This is a genomic window from Nonomuraea sp. NPDC023979 (assembly GCF_040639085.1).
Taxonomy (GTDB): Bacteria; Actinomycetota; Actinomycetes; order Streptosporangiales; family Streptosporangiaceae; genus Nonomuraea; species Nonomuraea ceibae.
This window is the reverse complement of sequence record NZ_JBEZZG010000001.1, coordinates 304,045-321,311: the sequence shown is the minus strand read 5'-3', so window position 1 is coordinate 321,311 and position 17,267 is coordinate 304,045. Positions and strand designations below refer to the sequence as shown.

Sequence of the window (17,267 nt, the reverse complement as noted above, 5' to 3'; positions counted from 1 at the left end):
CAGCGACGAAACCTGATCCACCTGCGAGGAGTGGCGGCATGTTCGAGAAGTTCACCGGACAGGCGCGGCGCGTCCTCATCCTGGCCCAGGAAGAGGCCAGGATGCTCAGCCACGACTCCATCGGCGGCGAGCACCTCCTGCTCGGCCTGATCCATGAGAACGAGGGCCTGGGCGCCCATGTCCTCAAGAGCCTGGGCCTCACCCTTGAGGGTCTGCGCTCCCAGGTCGCGGAGAGCAGGGGCCGAGGCGGGCAGCCCGCGCAGGGCTACCTGCCGTTCACCCCGCCGGCCGAGCAGGCGCTCAAGGCGGCGCACGAGGAGGCCGTGCGGCGCGGCCTCGACTACGTCGGCACCGAGCACCTCCTGCTCGGCCTCGTCCGCGACGGTGCGAGCCCGGGCGCCCAGGTTCTGGTCAAGCTCGGCGTCGACCTCGGCCGGATCGAGCGCACGGTGGACGAGTTCGTCCAGCGGACGCTCGGGTCAGCGGTCGTTGACGCAGCGCAGGACCGGGGGTGAGGTCAGGGCGTCCGCGTCCAGCGATTCGCCCGTCGTCACGTGGAAGGTCGCCGTCTCGCCCGGCAGGAGGGTGACGAGCAAATCGTCCACCGAGGCCGCCGGGTCGAGACGGTCGGGGAAGAGCGCCAGGTCGCGCAGGACCGTGCGGGCGGTGACCGTGACCCGGTAGCCGCCGTCCACCGGCTCGGCGCTCGCGTCGTAGGCCGCCAGGGGGAACGCCACGGCCGGGTCCTCGGCGAAGAACACCACGGTGCGCCGGTCGCCGAGCGAGACCGTGAGCAGCTCGCCCGACGGGTCGTCCGGCGCCGACAACGCGGGCGGCAGCGGCACCCGGACGACCGAGCGCGGCGCGGCCTCGACCGGGACCGACTCCTTGGCCAGCGGTTCGCCGGCGAGGGTCCGGCGGACCAGCAGCAGCTCGCCGCGCCACGCCGCGCCGCCGCCGTTGACCACCGCCACCTCGCCCCCCTGCACGCTGAGCAGCCGGTCGGCGTAGACGCGGCGGAGCGCGTACCAGAGGGGCTTGCGGCGGCCGTCGCCGTCGACGGCGGCCCACGAGGTGACCGGCCAGCAGTCGTTGAGCTGCCACACGATCGTGCCCATGCAGTGCGGCGCGAGCGCGCGGAACCGCTCGATGCCGAACGTCATGGCCCTGGCCTGGTTGAGCTGGGTCAGGTAGTGCCAGTCGTCGAACGAGCCGGGCCGGGGCAGGTGGTCGCCGAGTCCGCGCAGCAGCTTGGCGTTGCCGTCGTCGGCCTTCTGGTGGTGCAGCACCAGCGGCGCGTCGGCGGCCAGCTCGCCGGAGACGGCGCGGCGCAGCGTGGCGTACGCGGGCGGGCCCTGGAAGCCGAACTCGGCGACGAACCGGGGCGTGTAGGCGGCGTAGCGGGTGTAGTCCTCGCGGTTCCACACGTCCCAGATGTGGATGGTGCCGCTCGACGGGTCCTGCGGGTGCCTGCCCGGGTCGGCGGAGAACGGGCTGCCCGGGATGTACGGGCGGGTGGGGTCCAGCTCGGCGACGATCGACGGCAGCAGGTCGTGGTAGAAGCCGCCGCCCCAGCTCCGGCCCTCCAGCGGCTCCTGCCAGGACCAGTCGGCGTACCCCTCCAGGTTCTCGTTGTTGCCGCACCACAGCACCAGGCCGGGGTGCGGGGCCAGGCGGGTGACCTGTTCGCGGGCCTCGGCGGTCACCTCGGTGCGGAACGGCTCCTCCTCCGGGTAGGCGGCGCAGGCGAACGGGAAGTCCTGCCACACCATCAGCCCCAGCTCGCCGGCCAGGTCGTAGAAGTCCTCGCTCTCGTACAGCCCGCCGCCCCACACCCGCAGCAGGTTGACCCCGGCGTCCACGGCCTGGGCGAACCGGGCGGCCAGGCGTTCGCGGGTGACACGGCTGGGGAAGCAGTCGTCGGGGATCCAGTTGACGCCCTTGACGAACACCGGCTCCCCGTTGACCGACAGCCGGAACGCGTCCCGGTCCAGCTCGACGCTCCGGAAGCCGATCTTCCGCTGCCAGCGGGACCCGCCGAGCCGCACGGTCAGCTCGTACCGGTGCGGCTCGCCGTAGCCGCGAGGCGACCAGAGCAGCGGGTCGGGCACGGACAGGGAGGCGACGGCGGTGCGCTGCCCGGCGGCGAGCGGCACCTCGGCGCTGACCCCGGCCACGTCGGCGGTGAGCGTGAGCGGCGCCTCGGTGGCGCGCTCGACGCGCACGTGCACGTCCACCACGCCGGCCGGGCCGTCCAGCCGGACCTGCGGGCGGACCTCGGCCAGCCGGGCGCCGCTCCAGCTCTCCAGCCCGATCGGCCGCCAGATCCCGGCCGTGACCAGCGCGGGCCCCCAGTCCCAGCCGAAGTTGCAGGCCATCTTGCGCACGAACGGGTACGGGGCCGCGTAGGCGCCGGGCCGGAAGCCGAGCCGTTCGCGCTGCGCCTCGGCGTGGGCGACGGCCGGCCCGAACGTCACGGTGAGCGTGTTGGCGCCCTCGCGCAGCAGGTGGCGCACCGGGAACCGGTAGGAGCGGTGCTGGTTGGCGGTGCTGCCCACGGTGACGCCGTTGAGCGTGACCGTGGCGACCGTGTCGAGGCCGTCGCACACCAGGTCGGTGCGCTCGTGCTCGTCGCCCTGCCAGGTGAAGACCGTCGTGTACGCCCAGCGGGTGTCGCCGATCCAGGCCAGCCGGTTCTCGTTGTCGTCCAGGTAGGGGTCGTCGATGAGGCCGGCGGCCAGCAGGTCGGTGTGCACGCAGCCGGGCACGCTCGCGGGCACGTCCGTCGGTCCGGCGTCCCGCGGGACGGCCGACAGGGTCCAGCCGTCGTGCAACGGTCGGTACGCGCTCAAGTAGGTCTCCTTAGCAGTCGCTGAGCTGGGCACATGCCACGAAGTGCCCGGGGTCGGCCTCCAGCAGCCCGCCGGTGGCGCCGCGCTCGTGGTAGAGGCAGGTGGTGACCGGCGCGGCCTCCTCCCAGGGCGCGTGCAGCCGGGGGACGGCCGACAGGAGTTGCCTGGTGTAGGGGTGCAACGGGTCGTCGAACACCTTCGCCGTCACGCCCATCTCCACCACCGTGCCGCGCCGCAGCACGACGGTACGCTCGGCCAGGTAGTGCCCGAGCGACAGGTCGTGCGTCACGTACAGCACGCCGAGACCCCGGCCCTTGAGCTCGGCCAGCAGGTTGAGCACGTCGATGCGGGTGGAGGCGTCGAGCATGCTGGTGATCTCGTCGGCGATCAGCAGCTTGAGGTCGAGCAGCAGCGCCCGCGCGATGAGCAGCCGCTGCAACTGGCCGCCGCTGAGCTGGTGGGGAAACTTGCCCAGCACCTCGTCCGGGTTGAGCCGCACGTCGCGGACGACCGAGCGGACCCGTTCGTCCCACTCGGCGTCGGGCACCGACGGGTAGTAGCTCTCCTTGATGAGCCGGAACACCCGGTCGGCCTTGAAGACGGGGTTGTAGCAGCTGAACGGGTCCTGGAAGACGCCCTGGACAGACCGGTAGTACTCCTTGCCCGGCCGGACCGCGACGCCGTCCACGGTGATGGAGCCGCTGGTGATCGGGACGAGGCCGAGGATCATCTTGCCGAGCGTGCTCTTGCCGCTGCCGCTCTCGCCGATGAGCGAGACGACCTCGCCGGGCCGCACGTCGAAGCTCACCGCGTCCACGGCCGTCATGGTCCTGCCGCCGAAGGTGCCGACCTTGTACACCTTCGTGACGTTGTCGACTTTCAGCATCAGGCCTTCCAGCACGCGACGAAGTGGTTGGGCTCGATCTCGACCGGCGGCGGGTCCTCCGCGCACTCCTCGCCGGCCATCGGGCACCGGTCGCGGAACCGGCAGCCCTTGGGCGGGTCGAGCAGCGACGGCGGGCTGCCCGGGATGCCGGTCAGCTTGCGATCCTGGTGGCGCACGCCGATCTCCGGCAGCGAGTTGATCAGCAGCCGGGTGTACGGGTGCCGCGGGGCCTTGGTGAGCCGGTCGGAGGGCGCCTTCTCGGCCAGCCGGCCCGCGTACATCACCATGATCGTGTCGGCGATGTGCGAGGTCAGCGCCAGGTCGTGGGTGATGAAGATCATGCTCTTGACGTAGCCGCTCTCCCGGAAGCCGAGCAGCGCCTTGGCCACAGCCTGCTGCGTCGACACGTCCAGCGCCGAGGTGATCTCGTCGGCGATCAGCAGCGACGGGTCGAGCAGCGTGGAGATGACCATCACCATGCGCTGCTTCATGCCGCCGGACAGCTCGATCGGATAGCGGCCGAGCACGTCACGCGGCAGGCCCACCAGGTCGAGGCGGCTCTCCAGCTCCTTGACGTCGAGCGTGACCCCGCGCGAGCGCAGCAGCTCGCCGACCATCCTGCCGATCCTGCGGGTCGGGTTCATGGCGCTCATCGAGTACTGCGGGATGAGCGACACCTCGTGGAAGCGGAACGCGACCATCGCCCTGTCGTCGCCGACGGGCAGCTCGCGGCCGTCGAGCTCGACCGTGCCGCCCGCGTGACGCATCCGGCCGTCCATCCGGATCAGGCTCTTGCCCAGCGTCGTCTTGCCGCAGCCGGACTCGCCCGCCAGGCCCAGGATCTCGCCGTCCGCCATGCCGAAGGAGACCCCGTCGAGCGCCTTCACCTCGCCCCTGAGCGTGCGGTAGTGCACCCTCAGATCGTTGACCCGCAGACTCATGTCTCCCTCAGCTTCGGGTTGAAGACCTCGTCGAGGCCCACGTTGGCCACGTACAGGGCGCCCACGACGGCGGTGATGGCCGCGCCCGGCGGGACGAACCACCACCACAGGCCGAGCTGGAGCGCGCTCCACTGGGTCGCGTTCTGCAGCATCAGGCCGAGCGAGACGCCCTCGGTCGGCCCGAGGCCGATGAAGTCGAGCGAGGCCGCGATCAGGATGGAGCCGCCGAACAGCAGGATGAAGGTCATGAACAGGTACGAGCTCATGTTGGGCGCGATCTCCCGCATGATGATCCTGCGGGTGCTCACGCCGCTCAGCCTGGCCAGGTCCACGAAGTCGCGGCTGCGCAGCGAGAACGTCTGCGCCCGGATCGCCCGAGCCGCCCACGGCCACGAGGTCAGGCCGATGAACAGCGCCTGGAGGCCGACGCTCCTGATGCCCAGGTAGGCGTTGATGATGAGCAGCACGGCCAGCGTGGGGATGACCAGCACGACGTTCGTCAGCATGTTGAGCACCTCGTCGACCAGGCCGCCCCGGTAGCCCGCGACGAACCCGATCGCCATCGCGATCACCGCCGCGATCCCGCCGCCCATCGCCCCGGCCAGGAACGTCGTGCGCAGCCCGTACACGAACTGGGTGAACACGTCCTGGCCGAACGTCGTCGTGCCGAACCAGTGCTCGGCCGAGGGCGGCAGCATGGGCCCGGCCACGTACTCGTTGGGCGGGGCCGAGCCGAGCAGCAGCGGCCCGAGCAGCCCGACGAGCAGCAGCACGAGCACGATGCCGAAGCCGATGAGCAGCTTGGTGTTGCGCACCGCGAAGTACAGCGCCTCGCGGCGCACCACCCGCTCTTCCGCGGGCAGGGTGGTGGTCGTGGTCATGCGGCACCCGCCATTCCCGCTCGTGTCCGGGGATCGACGATCACGTACACGATGTCGATGATGAAGTTGGCCAGCAGCACCCCGATCACGATGAACATGAACGTGCCCTGGAGCAGGAAGAAGTCCTGGTTCTGGATGGCCTTGAGGATCAGGCTGCCGAGCCCCGGGTAGGAGAACACGATCTCGGTCACCAGCGCCCCCGCGACGAGCACGCCGAGCTGCAGCGCCAGGCCGGTGATCTGGGGCAGGATCGCGTTCCTGAAGGCGTAGCGGCGGATCAGCCGGGTCGGCGCGCCGAGCGCCGCCAGGTAGTTGGAGTAGTCCGACTCCAGCTCGTAGATGATCATGTTGCGCATGCCGATCGCCCAGCCGCCCAGCGCCACGACGAACAGCGACAGGAACGGCAGCGTCCAGTGGTGCAGCAGGTTGACCAGGAAGGCCCAGCTCCAGCTCGGCTGCAGCGCGAAGCTGTAGCCGCCGGCCACCGGGAACCAGCCCGCCGTCACGCCCAGCCCCCAGGCCAGGATCACGGCCAGCCACATGTACGGCATCGCCGTCAGGACGTAGCCGACCGGCAGGACCGTGTTGTCCAGCAGCTTGCGCCGCGCCGCGAACGCGCCCAGCCGGTTGCCGATCCAGTAGCTGAGCAGCACCGCCGGGATCATCAACCCCAGCGTGTACGGGACCGCGCCGAGGATGACGTCGGCCACCGGGGTCGGGAACACCCAGATGCTGATGCCGAAGTCACCCTGGAACAGCGCGCCCCAGAAGTTCAGGTACTGCTGCCAGATCGGCTGGTCGAAGCCGAACAGGTTCGTGTAATAGGCCCGCATCGCCTCGACGGCCGCCGGCTGCGACACGCGGGCCCTGGCCAGCATGCTCGCGACGGGGTCGCCGGGCATGAAGCGCGGGATCATCCAGTTGACGGTGACGGCGACCACGAAGGTCAGCCCGTAGATGAGCAGTTTCCTGCCGAAGTATTGGCGCACGTGAGGTCTCCCAAGCGGCCCCCTCCGCCCGGGGATCGGGCGGAGGGGGCACCCGTCATCCGGTCAGCCGGCCGCCGGCTGGAGCTGGGTGAGCGTCTCGAACCCGCCCAGCTCAAGCCAGTTGCGCCACATCACGGGAGCCGACTTGGGCGTCCCGGCGGCCGACGACGGCCAGTTCTTCCACACGCTGGTGCTGGACTGCGACCACAGGCCGTTGTACCAGAGCGGGATGATCGGCATCTCCTGGAGGTGGATCTTCTGGATCTCGGAGATGACCTTCTTCGTGCCCTCGATGTCGTCGGTCTTGACCCGGTCGAGCTGCTGGACGAGCTCCCAGGCCTTCTTGTTCTCGTACCGCCCGAAGTTGACGGTGTTCTGCTGCTTCCTGATCGGGAGCTGGAAGATGTAGTCGTAGTAGGTCCACGGGCTGCTGGAGAGCTGCCGCTCGTTGTTGACCACCAGGTCGAACTTGCCCTCGCCGCGCTTCTGCACGAGCGCGTTGAAGTCGGGGAACTCGGGGTTGACGTCGATCCCGGCCGCCTTGGCGCTGCTGGAGATGACGCGGGCCGCCTCCATCCAGTCGGTCCAGCCGGCGGGCACCTCGATGGTCAGGCTGATCTTGGAGCCGTCCTTGTTCTCCACCAGCCCGTCGCCGTCGGTGTCCTTGTAGCCGGCGTCGGCCAGCGCCTTCTTGGCGGCGGCGGTGTCGAAGGTGAACCCGTCGGAGGCCACCACGCCCTGGTCGACGAACTGGTCCCACTGCGGCAGCAGGCCGGTCGGGCTGGCCGCTTTGACCAGGTTGCCGTAGACGCCCTCGACGATCTTCTTGACGTCCACGGACGCGGCCAGCGCCTTGCGGAAGGCCGGGTCGTCCATCGGCTTCTTCGTGGTGTTGGGCACCAGCCAGGCGGTGTTGGCCGACAGCATGTACGGCGGCTCGTTGTAGAACGTCGTGATGCCGAAGTTGCCCTTGACCAGGTTGGCGACGCCGGGCAGGAAGTTGTTGCTCATGTCCATGCCCTTCTGCAGGAGCATGCCCATGGCCACCTCGTTGCTGGGGGTGGCGACGTCGACGATGTACCGGGGCTTGGGCTCCATGCCGAGCGCCGTCTTGCCCCACCAGTCGTCGCGCTTGACCCAGACCACGCGGTCCTGGTCGTGGCTCTGATACTTGTACGCGCCGCTGCCCACCGGGTTCTCGTTGACGCCGTTGAGCACGTCCTCCTCGGAGCGGTCCTTCCAGACGTGCTCCGGCACGATGACGCGGCTGTAGAGGTTGAAGTCCCATTCCTGGTAGTTGGCCTGGGAGAACGTGAAGCGCACGGTCTGGTCGTCGACCGCCTCGACGCTCTTCAGCCAGTCCCAGATGTTGTGGTACGGGATCGTCTCCATCTTGCCGAGGCTGTAGGAGAACGCCACGTCCTTGGCCGTCAGCGGCTTCCCGTCGGACCAGGTGACCCCGGTGCGGATCTTGGCCTCGTACGTGGTGTCGTCCACCCAGCTTCCGCTCTCGGCGATCCACGGGGTGAGCTTGGCCGCGTTCGGGTCGTAGTGGAACAGGCTCTCGTAGACCAGGCCCTTGGTGCCGGTGGCGGAGTCCCATTCGCGGATCGGGTTGAAGTTGGCCGGCGGGCCCCACTGGGTGCCGGTGGTGTAGAGGGTCTCGTTGCGCGGCAGCTCGCCCGTGGCGCCCTGGCCGGTGGCGGCGGGGGCGGCTTGGGTGTTCTGGGTGGCCGCCGGTGTGGCGCCGCCGCCCGTACAGGCGGTGGCCGTCAGGCCAGCCGCGAGGAGCGGTATCAGGATCCGCGCCCGGGTCTGCATCTGTTTCTCCTTCCCCCACCGAAGCGGAGGTCGACCGTCCTGTCCAACCCCGAGATCGGCGGCCCGGGACGTGTGACGCCGCCGCTTCCCCGGTCCGGCGAAAGCCCGCTGACCTGCACAGGAGTCGCTTGGGAGCGCTCCCGCGACCGGCCGTGCCGAGCGCTGTCGCTGAACCGGTGAAGTACCGTGACGGTAAATACGGCGTGACGACGGCGTCAAGAGTCGTGATGCGTTTGAGACGATGGGGCCGCCGAAGTGCGGTTGGGGAGGGCGGTAGTAAAGTTCGGGTGCACTGACTAACCGGTTCACAAGTGGAGGCTCGGTGAAGCGACCGACGATCGCCGACATCGCCCGGCGAGCGGGCGTCTCCAAAGTGGCCGTCTCCTACGCCCTCAACGACCGCCCCGGCGTCTCCCCCGCCAAACGCGCCGCCATCAAGGCCATCGCCGAGGAGATCGGCTGGCGCCCCAACTCCGCCGCCCGCGCGCTCAACGGCGCCCGCGCCCGCTCCGTCGGCCTCACCGTGTGCCGGCCCGCCCGCATCCTCGGCGTCGAGCCGTTCTTCATGGAGCTGATCAGCGGCATCGAGAGCGAGCTGGCCAGCCACTCCTACGCGCTGATGCTCCAGGTCGCCGCCTCACCCGACCAGGAGATGGACATCTACCGCCGTTGGTGGGGCGAAGGCCGCGTCGACGGCGCCATCCTCGTCGACCTGCGCTTCTCCGACGCCCGCGTCACCGCGCTCAAGGAGCTCGGCCTGCCCGCCGTCGTCATCGGCCACCCGTCGGAGGCCGGCGCCCTGACCCCCGTCTGGTCCGACGACGCCGTCGCCATCCGGGAGACCGTCGAATACCTGGCGGCACTCGGCCACCGCCGCATCGCCCGCGTCGCCGGCCTGCCCGAGCTCGTCCACACCGTGCTGCGCGACCAGGCGTTCACCGCCGCCTGCGACGACCTGGGCCTCGACCGGCCCGCCATCATGCACACCGACTACACCGGCGAGGAGGGCGCCCGCGCCACCCGCCGCCTCGTCAGCGCCGCCACCCGGCCCACGGCCGTCGTCTACGACAACGACATCATGGCCGTGGCGGGCATGTCGGCCGCCCACGAGATGCGCCTCGACGTCCCCGGCGACCTGTCGATCGTCGCCTGGGACGACTCGGCGCTCTCCCAGGTCGTCCGCCCCGCCCTCAGCGCCCTGACCCGCGACATCCCCGCCTACGGCGCCCACGCCGCCCGCGCCCTCCTCGCCCTCATCGCCGGCGAGGAGGTCACCGGCATCCAGGACGAATCCGCCCGCCTCGTCCCCCGAGGCAGCACCGCCCCACCCCGCCCCGCCTGACCGGCTCAGCCCGCCAGGGGGGTCCAGCCGGTGGTGGCGTGCCAGGTGTTGCCGGCGCGGAGGTGGTCGCCGACGGCGCGTTCCAGGTTGGTGCGGCGGGGCAGGTCCGGGGCGAGCCGCGCGTCGGCGCCGAAGACGAACGGGACGATGCCGCCGTCGTTGTCCGAGCGGTAGGCCGGCCGGAAGCGGCGCTGGAAGCGGACGATGTTGGACTCCTCCGGCAGGTAGCGGGCGAGCTGCTCGTCGAGCAGCCACGAGCCGCAGAAGGCGTAGCGCGGCCGCTCCTCGGGGAAGTGGCGCGGGAAGAACGCGGCGGCTTCGGCGAAGGCCGCGTCACACGCCTCGGGCGTCATCGGGCCGAGGAAGTCGGGGATGTGCACGGAGAGCGCCGGTTCGCCCGGCTCGCACGGCAGCCCGGCGGCCTTGATCGACTCGGCCAGGCGCTCGTCGAGCGTGGCGCGCTCGAACTGCAGCCGCCCCAGCTCGTAGATCATGCCGCGGAAGTGCAGCATGAGCCAGAACGGCGCGTTGAGCCCGCCGGTGCCGAGCCTCTTGCGGTAGACGGCCATGTTGCGGCCCAGGTCGGCCAGCGTGCGCGAGGAGACGTCGTCCGGGATGCCGCGGGAGCGGTGGTATTCGCGGACGTGCGGCGCGGCGGCCATGAACACGTGCACGTAGAAGTACGGGTCGGGCAGGTCGGGGAAGCGCGGCGGGTCGTCCAGGTCGCCCATGGCCGACACCAGGGTGTGCACGTTGCTTTCCAGCAGCCGCCACGCCTCGGTGCCCGGCCGGGGACGGGCCGCGAGGACGCCGGCCACGTCCTCGTGGGGCACCGTCAGGCGCAGGAGTTCGGCGACCGGGTCGGGCGGGAGGAGGTCTTTCATGTGCCCGAACGCTAGAGGGTGCCGCGCCGCGACTCAAGCCACGGACCCGGTGCGGGGCTTGCCCTCCCACGCGTAGGTCACGTACAGGACTCCGGCGCCCGTGGTGGTGGAGCCGGTGAGCTTCAGCCCGGCCGGCATGGTGCCCGGGGCGAACAGGCGCTTGCCCTCGCCGAGGACGACGGGGAAGACGAGCAGCCGGTACTCGTCGACCAGTTCGTACCGCTGGAGGGTGTGGATGAGGTCGGTGCTGCCCTGGGTCATGATCTCGCCGTCGGTGGTCCGCTTGAGCTCGGCGACGGTCTCGGCGGCCTCGCCCGCCAGGACCGTCGTGTTGCGCCAGTCGGCGGTCCTGGGCGTGCGGGTGACGACGTACTTGGGCATGCTGTTGATCCGGGCGCCGCCCTCCTCGTCGGGCACGCCGGGCCAGTAGGAGGAGAGGATGTCGTAGGACCTGCGGCCCAGCAGCATGCCGGACGCCTGCTCGAGCTGGTCGCCCATGATCTGGCCGAACACCTCGTCGACGTGCGGGGCCAGCCAGCCGCCGTGGGTGAAGCCGTTGGAGTCGTCCTCGCCCGGTCCGCCGGGGCCCTGCATGACCCCGTCGAGCGACACGAACGCCGACACCACCAGTTTGCTCGCCATGTTCCTGCTCCTTCTCGCTTTCGATGTGCCTTCAGCATCGCGGAGGCCGTTTACGGAATCCTTACGGCTTCCCTTCCCCGCTTCTGAAGGCGCGCCGTTCAGCCGGCGAGGCCGAGCGCCAGGGAGGCGATCACCGGGGCGGCGTAGATCATCGGGAACGGCAGGTGCGAGAACCAGCGGGCGCGGGCCACGGTGACGACGGCGCCGGTGAAGTACAGCACCAGGCCGATCGCCGCCGCGACGCCGACGGCCGGGACGAGCAGCCCGGCGGCCAGTCCGAGCGCGCCCGCCGCCTTGGCCGCGCCGAGCCACGGCCACCAGGCGCGCGGGATGCCGTAGGCGGCCAGCGGCTCCACGACCCACTTGGCGCGCATGAAGACGGAGACGGCCGAGAAGCCGGTGGTGGCGGCGGCCAGCAGGGTGATGATCACGTAGGTGGTGGACATGGGTGACGCTCCTCTGTGTGTTTCTGCCTTCATCACCCCGACCCGCCCCGGCGGGGAGGTGTGACAGAGGGAGGAGAGATTTTTTCTAGGCGAACAGCCGCTCCGGGTGCATGCCGTCGACCAGGCCGGTGTCGGGCGGGTGGACGCTGTAGCCGAGCATGCGGCGGACCCGCCCGGTGAGCTGGCGGGCGACCTCGCGGCCCGGTGAGAGCGTGAACGCCTCGCGGGTGCGCAGCCAGGGCTCGCAGTAGTGGGCGGTGACCGTCAGCCGGGGCGCGGCCAGGTCGGGAAGCGGCGGGCGGGCGTGCCAGAGGGTGCCGAGGAGCAGCACGCACGAGCCGGCCTGGACGGGCAGCGGGACGCCGGAGCCGATCGGGGTGCGGTCGTCGGGCCAGCGGTGGCTGCCCGGCCAGACGGTGATCGCGGCGTCGTCGAGGGGCCACAGGGCGGCCACCGACAGGGCGGGGCGCGGGCGGGGCAGCGGGTAGTGCCGGTCGTCCGGCGCGGGCGGGCGGGCCGGGGCGCCGGGGCGCACCTCGATCACTTCGAGCTGGGACAGCAGGAAGTTCGGCAGCAGGAGGCGGTCCAGGAAGGCGAGGGCCGCCGGGTGGTCGAGCAGGGGGTCGACGGCCCGGGTGTTGGTCAGCACGCCGAAGACCTGCCGGAGGTGGCCGGTGCGGAAGGGATCGCGGCCGGCGGGGCCGAGCAGCGGGGCGAGGTCGGCGCGGATGCGCCGGCAGGCGGCCGGGGCGAGCACGCCGGGCAGCACGAGGAAGCCGTCGCGGTGCAGCGCGGACAGGGCGCCGGCGGCCATCAGCCGTCTCCTCGCGGGCGGGCGCCGAGCGCGGCGGTGCTGAACTCCCACAGCTCGCGCAGCACCGTCGCCCGCTCGGGCCGGGGGTCCTGGTCGAGGACGACGGTGAAGACGGCGCGCATGCCGCCCACCACGGCCGTGGCCAGCAGCTCGGGGTCGCGGCCCGCGACGACGGCGCCTTCGGCTTGGCCCGCGGCGACGTGTTTGGCGCCGAGTGTGATGACGAGCTTGAAGCAGCGCGCCTCCATGGCCGCCACCTCGGCGTCGCCGACCATGCGGCCGAGGACGACGGGGGCCAGCGGGTCGTCGTAGACGCGGTCGACCCAGGTGGTGAGCTGGGCGCGCCACCGGTCGAGCCAGGTGTCGCCGTCGAAGCTGACCAGGACGGTGTCGGCCACCAGCCGCTCGTAGAAGTCCTCCAGGAGCGCGCTCATCAGGCCGCTGCGGGTGCCGAAGTAGCGGTACGGCAGGCCGACGCTGAGGCCGGCGCGCCGGGCGACGGCCGCCACCTCGACGTCGCCGGTGGCGATGAGCTCGTCGGCGGCGGCTTCGAGCAGGCGGCGGCGGCTGGCGGCGGCGCGTTCGGACAACGGTTCCACGCCTCCATGTTGGTTGAGCTCAACTCAACTTGCAAGATGGGGCCTCCCGCTACGGGCATTCGTGTGTTAAACGATTAACCACTATGACGCAGCACACACTCGTCGTTCCGGCCGAGCATCACGTCACTCCACAAAGGGCCCGGATAAAAACCTACTTTACATGCAGGAAATACTATGTTATTCGTATAACATGAGACCTACCGCCAAACAGGTGGCAGAGCTCGCCGGAGTGTCGATCGCCACCGTGTCGTACGTGCTGGGCGGCCGGGACAGGCGGGTGGCCGCCGAGACCAGGCAGCGCGTGATCGACGCCGCCGCCCAGCTCGGCTACACCCCCAACCAGGCCGCCAGGAGCCTGCGGCGGCGGCGCACCCAGCGGGTGTGCCTGGTGCAGTCGTCGTTCGGCGGCGTGCCGACCGACGAGCGGCTGGCCCGCGACCTGCACGAGATGGCCGACGGCCACGGCTACTCGGTCGTCACGCTCACCGTCTACTCCGAGGCGCGCGCCGTCGCGGCGGTCGACGTGCTGCGCGGCGGCATCGCCGACGGCGTGCTGATCCACGCCGTCGGCGACCACCTCACCGAGGACCTGCTGTCATCGGTCGTCGCCACCCGCATGCCGACCGTGGTCATCGGCCAGGAGAACGTGCCTCCGGGCTGCGACGTCGTACGGACGCCGGAGGCCGAGGCGTGTGCCGAGGCGGTCGAGCACCTGATCGCGCAGGGCCGGCGGCGCATCGCGTTCCTGGCCCAGCGCTACGAGCTCTACCGCGAGCGGCCCGCCGGCCGGCTGCTCGGCTACACCACCGCGCTCGACCGGCACGGCGTCGACCCGGCGCGCCGGATCGTGGTGCCCGGCGCGGACGACCGCGTCGGCGCCTACCAGGCGGCCACCGCGCTGCTGCGCGGCCCGGAGCCGCCCGACGCGATCTTCGCGGCCAGCGACCGGGCCGCGATCAGCACGATCTGGGCCGCCAGGGACGCCGGGCTGCGCGTGCCCGACGACGTCGCCGTGGTCGGCGTCGGCAACATCGACGAAGGACTCATCGCCAACCCGCAGCTCAGCACCGTTGGCCCGCTCAGGCACGACTACACCGACGTCGTGCGCCTGCTCTTCGACCGCCTCCAGGCCGACGAGCCACTGCCCGACCGCGAGATCGTCCGCTCCTGGGCGTTCCTGCGCCGGGGCTCTTCCTAGAAGGGAACCGATGAGATGTCCCCCGCCCTCTCCCGCCGCGACCTGCTCCGCCTGGCGTCGGCCGCCGCCGCCGTCCCCCTCCTGAACGCCTGCGCCGGCGCCCCACCCGCCCCGTCCGCCGAGCCCGGCACGTTCACCGTCTACTGGAACGCCGGCCACGACTACCAGGCCTACCGCAAGGTGATCGCCGAGTTCGAGCAGGCCCACCAGGTCAAGGTCAACTTCCAGAAGTACCAGTGGCCCGACCTGCGCACCCGCCTGCTGGCCGACTTCGCCTCCGGCAGCGTGCCCGACGTGGTCGAGGAGCCCGGCGGCTGGGTCCAGGACTTCGCGATCTCCGGCAACGCCCTGTCGCTCCAGGAGTACGTCGACCGTGACGGCCGGGCGATGGGCTTCCCGTCCGACTGGCGTCCCGTCACCGTCGAGCGGAACTCGTACCAGGGCCAGGTGTACGGCGTGCAGCTCCACCTGACGTGCACGCTGCTGCTCTACAACAAGGGCATGCTGGACGCGGCCGGCGTCGAGCCGCCCACCACCTGGGAGGAGCTGCTGGAGGCGGCCGGGAAGCTCACCAAGGGCGACGTGTACGGCATCGCGCTCAACCAGGACCACGGCTACGCCGGGCCGTGGCTGATGCAGAACGGCGTGCGCTACTACGACCCGGCGACCAAGGGCGTGCTGGTGCCGCACGACGCGGCCGTGGAGGCGATGCGCTTCCAGGCCGAGCTGGTGCACAAGCACAAGGTCGCGCCGGTGCCGGTGTCGGGCACCGACTACTCGGGGCCGCAGAAGCTGTTCTCCGCCAAGCGGGCCGCGATGATCATCACCGGGCCGTGGGACCTGGGGCCGATCAAGCAGACCAGCCCCGACATCGAGGTCGGCTACGCGGCCCCGCTCAAGGGCCGCGAGCAGGCCACGAACGCGGCGGGGACCAGCGTGTTCGTCCCGGCCAAGGCACGCAGGCCCGACCTGTCATGGGACTTCGTCAAGCGGATCACCGCGCTGGAGGTCGAGCGGGCCGCCACCGAGGAGGTCGGCATGCTGATGCCGCGCCTCTCCTGGGCGGAGCTGCCCGAGGTGCAGGCCGACCCGGGGATCAAGGCGTTCGCCGACGCGCTCGGCATGGCCCGCGACGCCAGCCAGGAGATCCGGCTGACCGGGCAGTTCGGGCGCTTCGACGACGAGCTGAAGAAGATGTACCAGTCGGTGCTCATCCAGAACGAGCCCGCCGCGGCGGCCGTCGAGAAGTTCGCCGAGGCGGCCCGGGGTTACCTGAAATGAGCGTGCTGCGCCCGCGTACGCTCTCCGCCCGGTATGCCCGCACCGCCTACCTGTTCCTGCTGCCGGCGATCCTGTTCTTCGCCGCCTTCTTCTACCTGCCGATCGGGAACGTGGTCTCCACGAGCCTGATGACGGGGCCGTCCGCGGACCGGTTCGCCGGGCTGGGCAACTACACCCAGGCGCTGGCCGATCCGGCGGTGCGGCACTCGTTCCTGGTCACCGGCGGGTTCGCGCTGATCGTGGTGGCCGGGTCGATCGTGCTCGGGCTGGGCCTGGCGATGGCGCTGGACCAGCCGCTCAGGGGGCGGGTGGCGTTCCGGGTGATGCTGCTCGTGCCCTACCTGACGTCGGTGGCGATCGTCGGGCTGCTCTGGCGCAACATCCTCGACCCGGAGCTCGGCGTGCTCAACCGGACGCTGGCCGCCCTCGGGCTGCCGGAGCAGCAGTGGCTCAACACCAGCCCGCTGCTGACCATCGCCGCCGTCACGCTATGGCAGAGCGTCGGCTACACGATGGTGCTGTTCCTGGCCGGGCTGCAGGGCATCCCCGAGACGTTCCACGAGGCGGCGAAGATCGACGGGGCCGACGCGTGGCACCGGTTCTGGCGGATCACGCTGCCGCTGCTCGCGCCGACGACGCTGTTCGTGTCGGTGATGGCGGTGATCTCCGGGCTCCAGGCGTTCGGGCAGGCGTACATCATCACCAACGGCGGGCCGGGCGACGCCACCGACCTGTCGGTGTTCCACATCTTCAACGTCGCCTTCCGTGCCCGCGACTTCGGCTACGCCTCGGCGCAGTCGGTGCTGCTGCTGATCGTGATCGTCGCCTTCACGCTCGTCCAGCTCCGGGCCGGGCGGCGCGGGGAGGTGCAGTACTGATGCGGCGCGCGCTGCTCTACACGCTGCTGACCGTGGCCTCGCTGGTGATGGTGCTGCCGCTGCTCTACATGCTCTCGCTGTCGCTGCAGACCGAGGCCGAGACGCTGTCGGCCGAGGCCGTGGTGTGGCCGGAGTCGCCGCAGTGGGGCAACTACGCCGAGCTGTTCGCCCGGGCGCCGTTCGGCGACTTCATCGTCAACAGCCTGGTCGTGGCCGGCGGGATCACGCTGGCGCACCTGCTGTTCGACCCGCTGGTCGGGTACGTGTTCGCCAAGTTCCGCTTCCCGCTGCGCAATACGCTGTTCGTGGCGTTGCTGGCGACGCTGATGGTGCCGTTCTTCGTGCGGATGATCCCGCTCTACGTGCTGATGGCACACCTCGGGTGGATCAACACGTACCAGGGGCTGATCACGCCGTTCCTGATGGACGCGTTCGGGATCTTCCTCATGCGGCAGTTCATCCAGCCGATCCCGGACGACCTCATCCACGCCGCGCGCATCGACGGGGCGTCGGAGTTCGCCATCTACCGGCGGATCATCCTGCCGCAGACGCGCCCGGCGCTGGCCGTGCTCGGCCTGTTCACGTTCGTCTTCCAGTGGAACGAGTTCCTGTGGCCGCTGGTGGCGACCACGACGCCCGAGATGCGGACGATCCCCGTCGGGCTCACGCTGTTCAACCAGGAGTACTTCACGCTCTGGCACCTGACGGCCGCGGGCTCGGTGATCCTGTTCGTGCCCACCGCCGTCCTGTTCATCGTCACCCAGCGCTACTTCGTCCGCGGCATCGCGCTGACCGGCCTTCGTTAGGAGCTTC

At 70.7% G+C, this 17,267-nt stretch carries 17 protein-coding genes; 6 read left to right on the top strand and 11 right to left on the bottom strand.

From position 1 onward, the window contains the following. The first annotated feature begins 38 nt into the window (after positions 1–38). Complete coding sequence (locus AB0G11_RS01600) at positions 39–515, top strand: Clp protease N-terminal domain-containing protein (protein WP_357583218.1); 477 nt, start codon at positions 39–41, stop codon at positions 513–515. On the opposite strand, the gene AB0G11_RS01595 is transcribed toward AB0G11_RS01600, so the two are convergent. From AB0G11_RS01595 to AB0G11_RS01570, 6 genes are all read right to left on the bottom strand, one after another. Continuing rightward, positions 480–2,852 carry a glycoside hydrolase family 2 protein gene (locus tag AB0G11_RS01595; protein WP_357583216.1) on the bottom strand — a complete coding sequence of 791 codons (2,373 nt, stop codon included), beginning with the start codon at positions 2,850–2,852 and terminating at the stop codon, positions 480–482. The two genes, AB0G11_RS01600 and AB0G11_RS01595, sit on opposite strands and share 36 nt — an antisense overlap. 10 nt (positions 2,853–2,862) lie before the next feature. After that, positions 2,863–3,738 (bottom strand): ATP-binding cassette domain-containing protein, encoded by an 876-nt coding sequence (locus AB0G11_RS01590; protein ID WP_357583214.1) that lies wholly within the window; start codon positions 3,736–3,738, stop codon positions 2,863–2,865. Further along, positions 3,738–4,679 (bottom strand): ABC transporter ATP-binding protein, encoded by a 942-nt coding sequence (locus AB0G11_RS01585; protein ID WP_219509791.1) that lies wholly within the window; start codon positions 4,677–4,679, stop codon positions 3,738–3,740. Before AB0G11_RS01585 ends, AB0G11_RS01590 begins: the two co-directional genes overlap by 1 nt. Next, positions 4,676–5,560, bottom strand: a complete 885-nt coding sequence (locus tag AB0G11_RS01580) for an ABC transporter permease (RefSeq protein WP_219509790.1) — start codon at positions 5,558–5,560, stop codon at positions 4,676–4,678. The genes AB0G11_RS01585 and AB0G11_RS01580 overlap by 4 nt, the downstream gene beginning before the upstream one ends. Next, positions 5,557–6,549: an ABC transporter permease gene (locus AB0G11_RS01575; RefSeq protein WP_357583212.1), complete on the bottom strand. Its 993-nt coding sequence runs from the start codon at positions 6,547–6,549 to the stop codon at positions 5,557–5,559. Before AB0G11_RS01575 ends, AB0G11_RS01580 begins: the two co-directional genes overlap by 4 nt. Before the next feature lie 63 nt (positions 6,550–6,612). Continuing rightward, entirely contained in the window at positions 6,613–8,370 is a 1,758-nt protein-coding gene (locus AB0G11_RS01570; protein ID WP_357583210.1) for an ABC transporter substrate-binding protein, read from the bottom strand. A 322-nt stretch (positions 8,371–8,692) separates the two neighbouring features. Between AB0G11_RS01570 and AB0G11_RS01565 the strand changes: the two genes are divergently transcribed. Then, entirely contained in the window at positions 8,693–9,712 is a 1,020-nt protein-coding gene (locus tag AB0G11_RS01565) for a LacI family DNA-binding transcriptional regulator (RefSeq protein WP_357583208.1), read from the top strand. A gap of 5 nt (positions 9,713–9,717) precedes the next feature. On the opposite strand, the gene AB0G11_RS01560 is transcribed toward AB0G11_RS01565, so the two are convergent. The 5 genes from AB0G11_RS01560 to AB0G11_RS01540 form a co-directional block, all read right to left on the bottom strand. Next, entirely contained in the window at positions 9,718–10,596 is an 879-nt protein-coding gene (locus tag AB0G11_RS01560) for an acyltransferase domain-containing protein (RefSeq protein WP_357583206.1), read from the bottom strand. 33 nt (positions 10,597–10,629) lie between these two features. Next, positions 10,630–11,238 carry a dihydrofolate reductase family protein gene (locus AB0G11_RS01555; RefSeq protein ID WP_357583204.1) on the bottom strand — a complete coding sequence of 203 codons (609 nt, stop codon included), beginning with the start codon at positions 11,236–11,238 and terminating at the stop codon, positions 10,630–10,632. 98 nt (positions 11,239–11,336) lie between these two features. Further along, the gene (locus AB0G11_RS01550; protein ID WP_219509782.1) at positions 11,337–11,684 is read right to left on the bottom strand and encodes a DoxX family protein; all 348 of its coding nucleotides are present in this window, start codon (positions 11,682–11,684) and stop codon (positions 11,337–11,339) included. A gap of 85 nt (positions 11,685–11,769) precedes the next feature. After that, entirely contained in the window at positions 11,770–12,498 is a 729-nt protein-coding gene (locus tag AB0G11_RS01545; RefSeq protein WP_357583202.1) for a phytanoyl-CoA dioxygenase family protein, read from the bottom strand. Continuing rightward, positions 12,498–13,097, bottom strand: coding sequence for a TetR/AcrR family transcriptional regulator (locus AB0G11_RS01540; protein ID WP_219509780.1), 600 nt, complete (start codon positions 13,095–13,097; stop codon positions 12,498–12,500). The genes AB0G11_RS01545 and AB0G11_RS01540 overlap by 1 nt, the downstream gene beginning before the upstream one ends. Positions 13,098–13,287: 190 nt before the next feature. On the opposite strand from AB0G11_RS01540, the gene AB0G11_RS01535 reads away from it, so the two are divergent. From AB0G11_RS01535 to AB0G11_RS01520, 4 genes are read left to right on the top strand one after another with little or no spacing between them, the layout of a single operon-like run. After that, a complete protein-coding gene (locus AB0G11_RS01535; protein WP_357583200.1) occupies positions 13,288–14,295 on the top strand; it encodes a LacI family DNA-binding transcriptional regulator in 1,008 nt (335 codons plus the stop codon). A gap of 15 nt (positions 14,296–14,310) precedes the next feature. Beyond that, entirely contained in the window at positions 14,311–15,576 is a 1,266-nt protein-coding gene (locus tag AB0G11_RS01530; protein ID WP_357583198.1) for a sugar ABC transporter substrate-binding protein, read from the top strand. Then, the gene (locus AB0G11_RS01525) at positions 15,573–16,454 is read left to right on the top strand and encodes a sugar ABC transporter permease (RefSeq protein WP_219501623.1); all 882 of its coding nucleotides are present in this window, start codon (positions 15,573–15,575) and stop codon (positions 16,452–16,454) included. The genes AB0G11_RS01530 and AB0G11_RS01525 overlap by 4 nt, the downstream gene beginning before the upstream one ends. Next, complete coding sequence (locus AB0G11_RS01520) at positions 16,454–17,260, top strand: carbohydrate ABC transporter permease (protein WP_219501621.1); 807 nt, start codon at positions 16,454–16,456, stop codon at positions 17,258–17,260. The genes AB0G11_RS01525 and AB0G11_RS01520 overlap by 1 nt, the downstream gene beginning before the upstream one ends. The last annotated feature ends 7 nt before the right edge of the window (positions 17,261–17,267 follow it).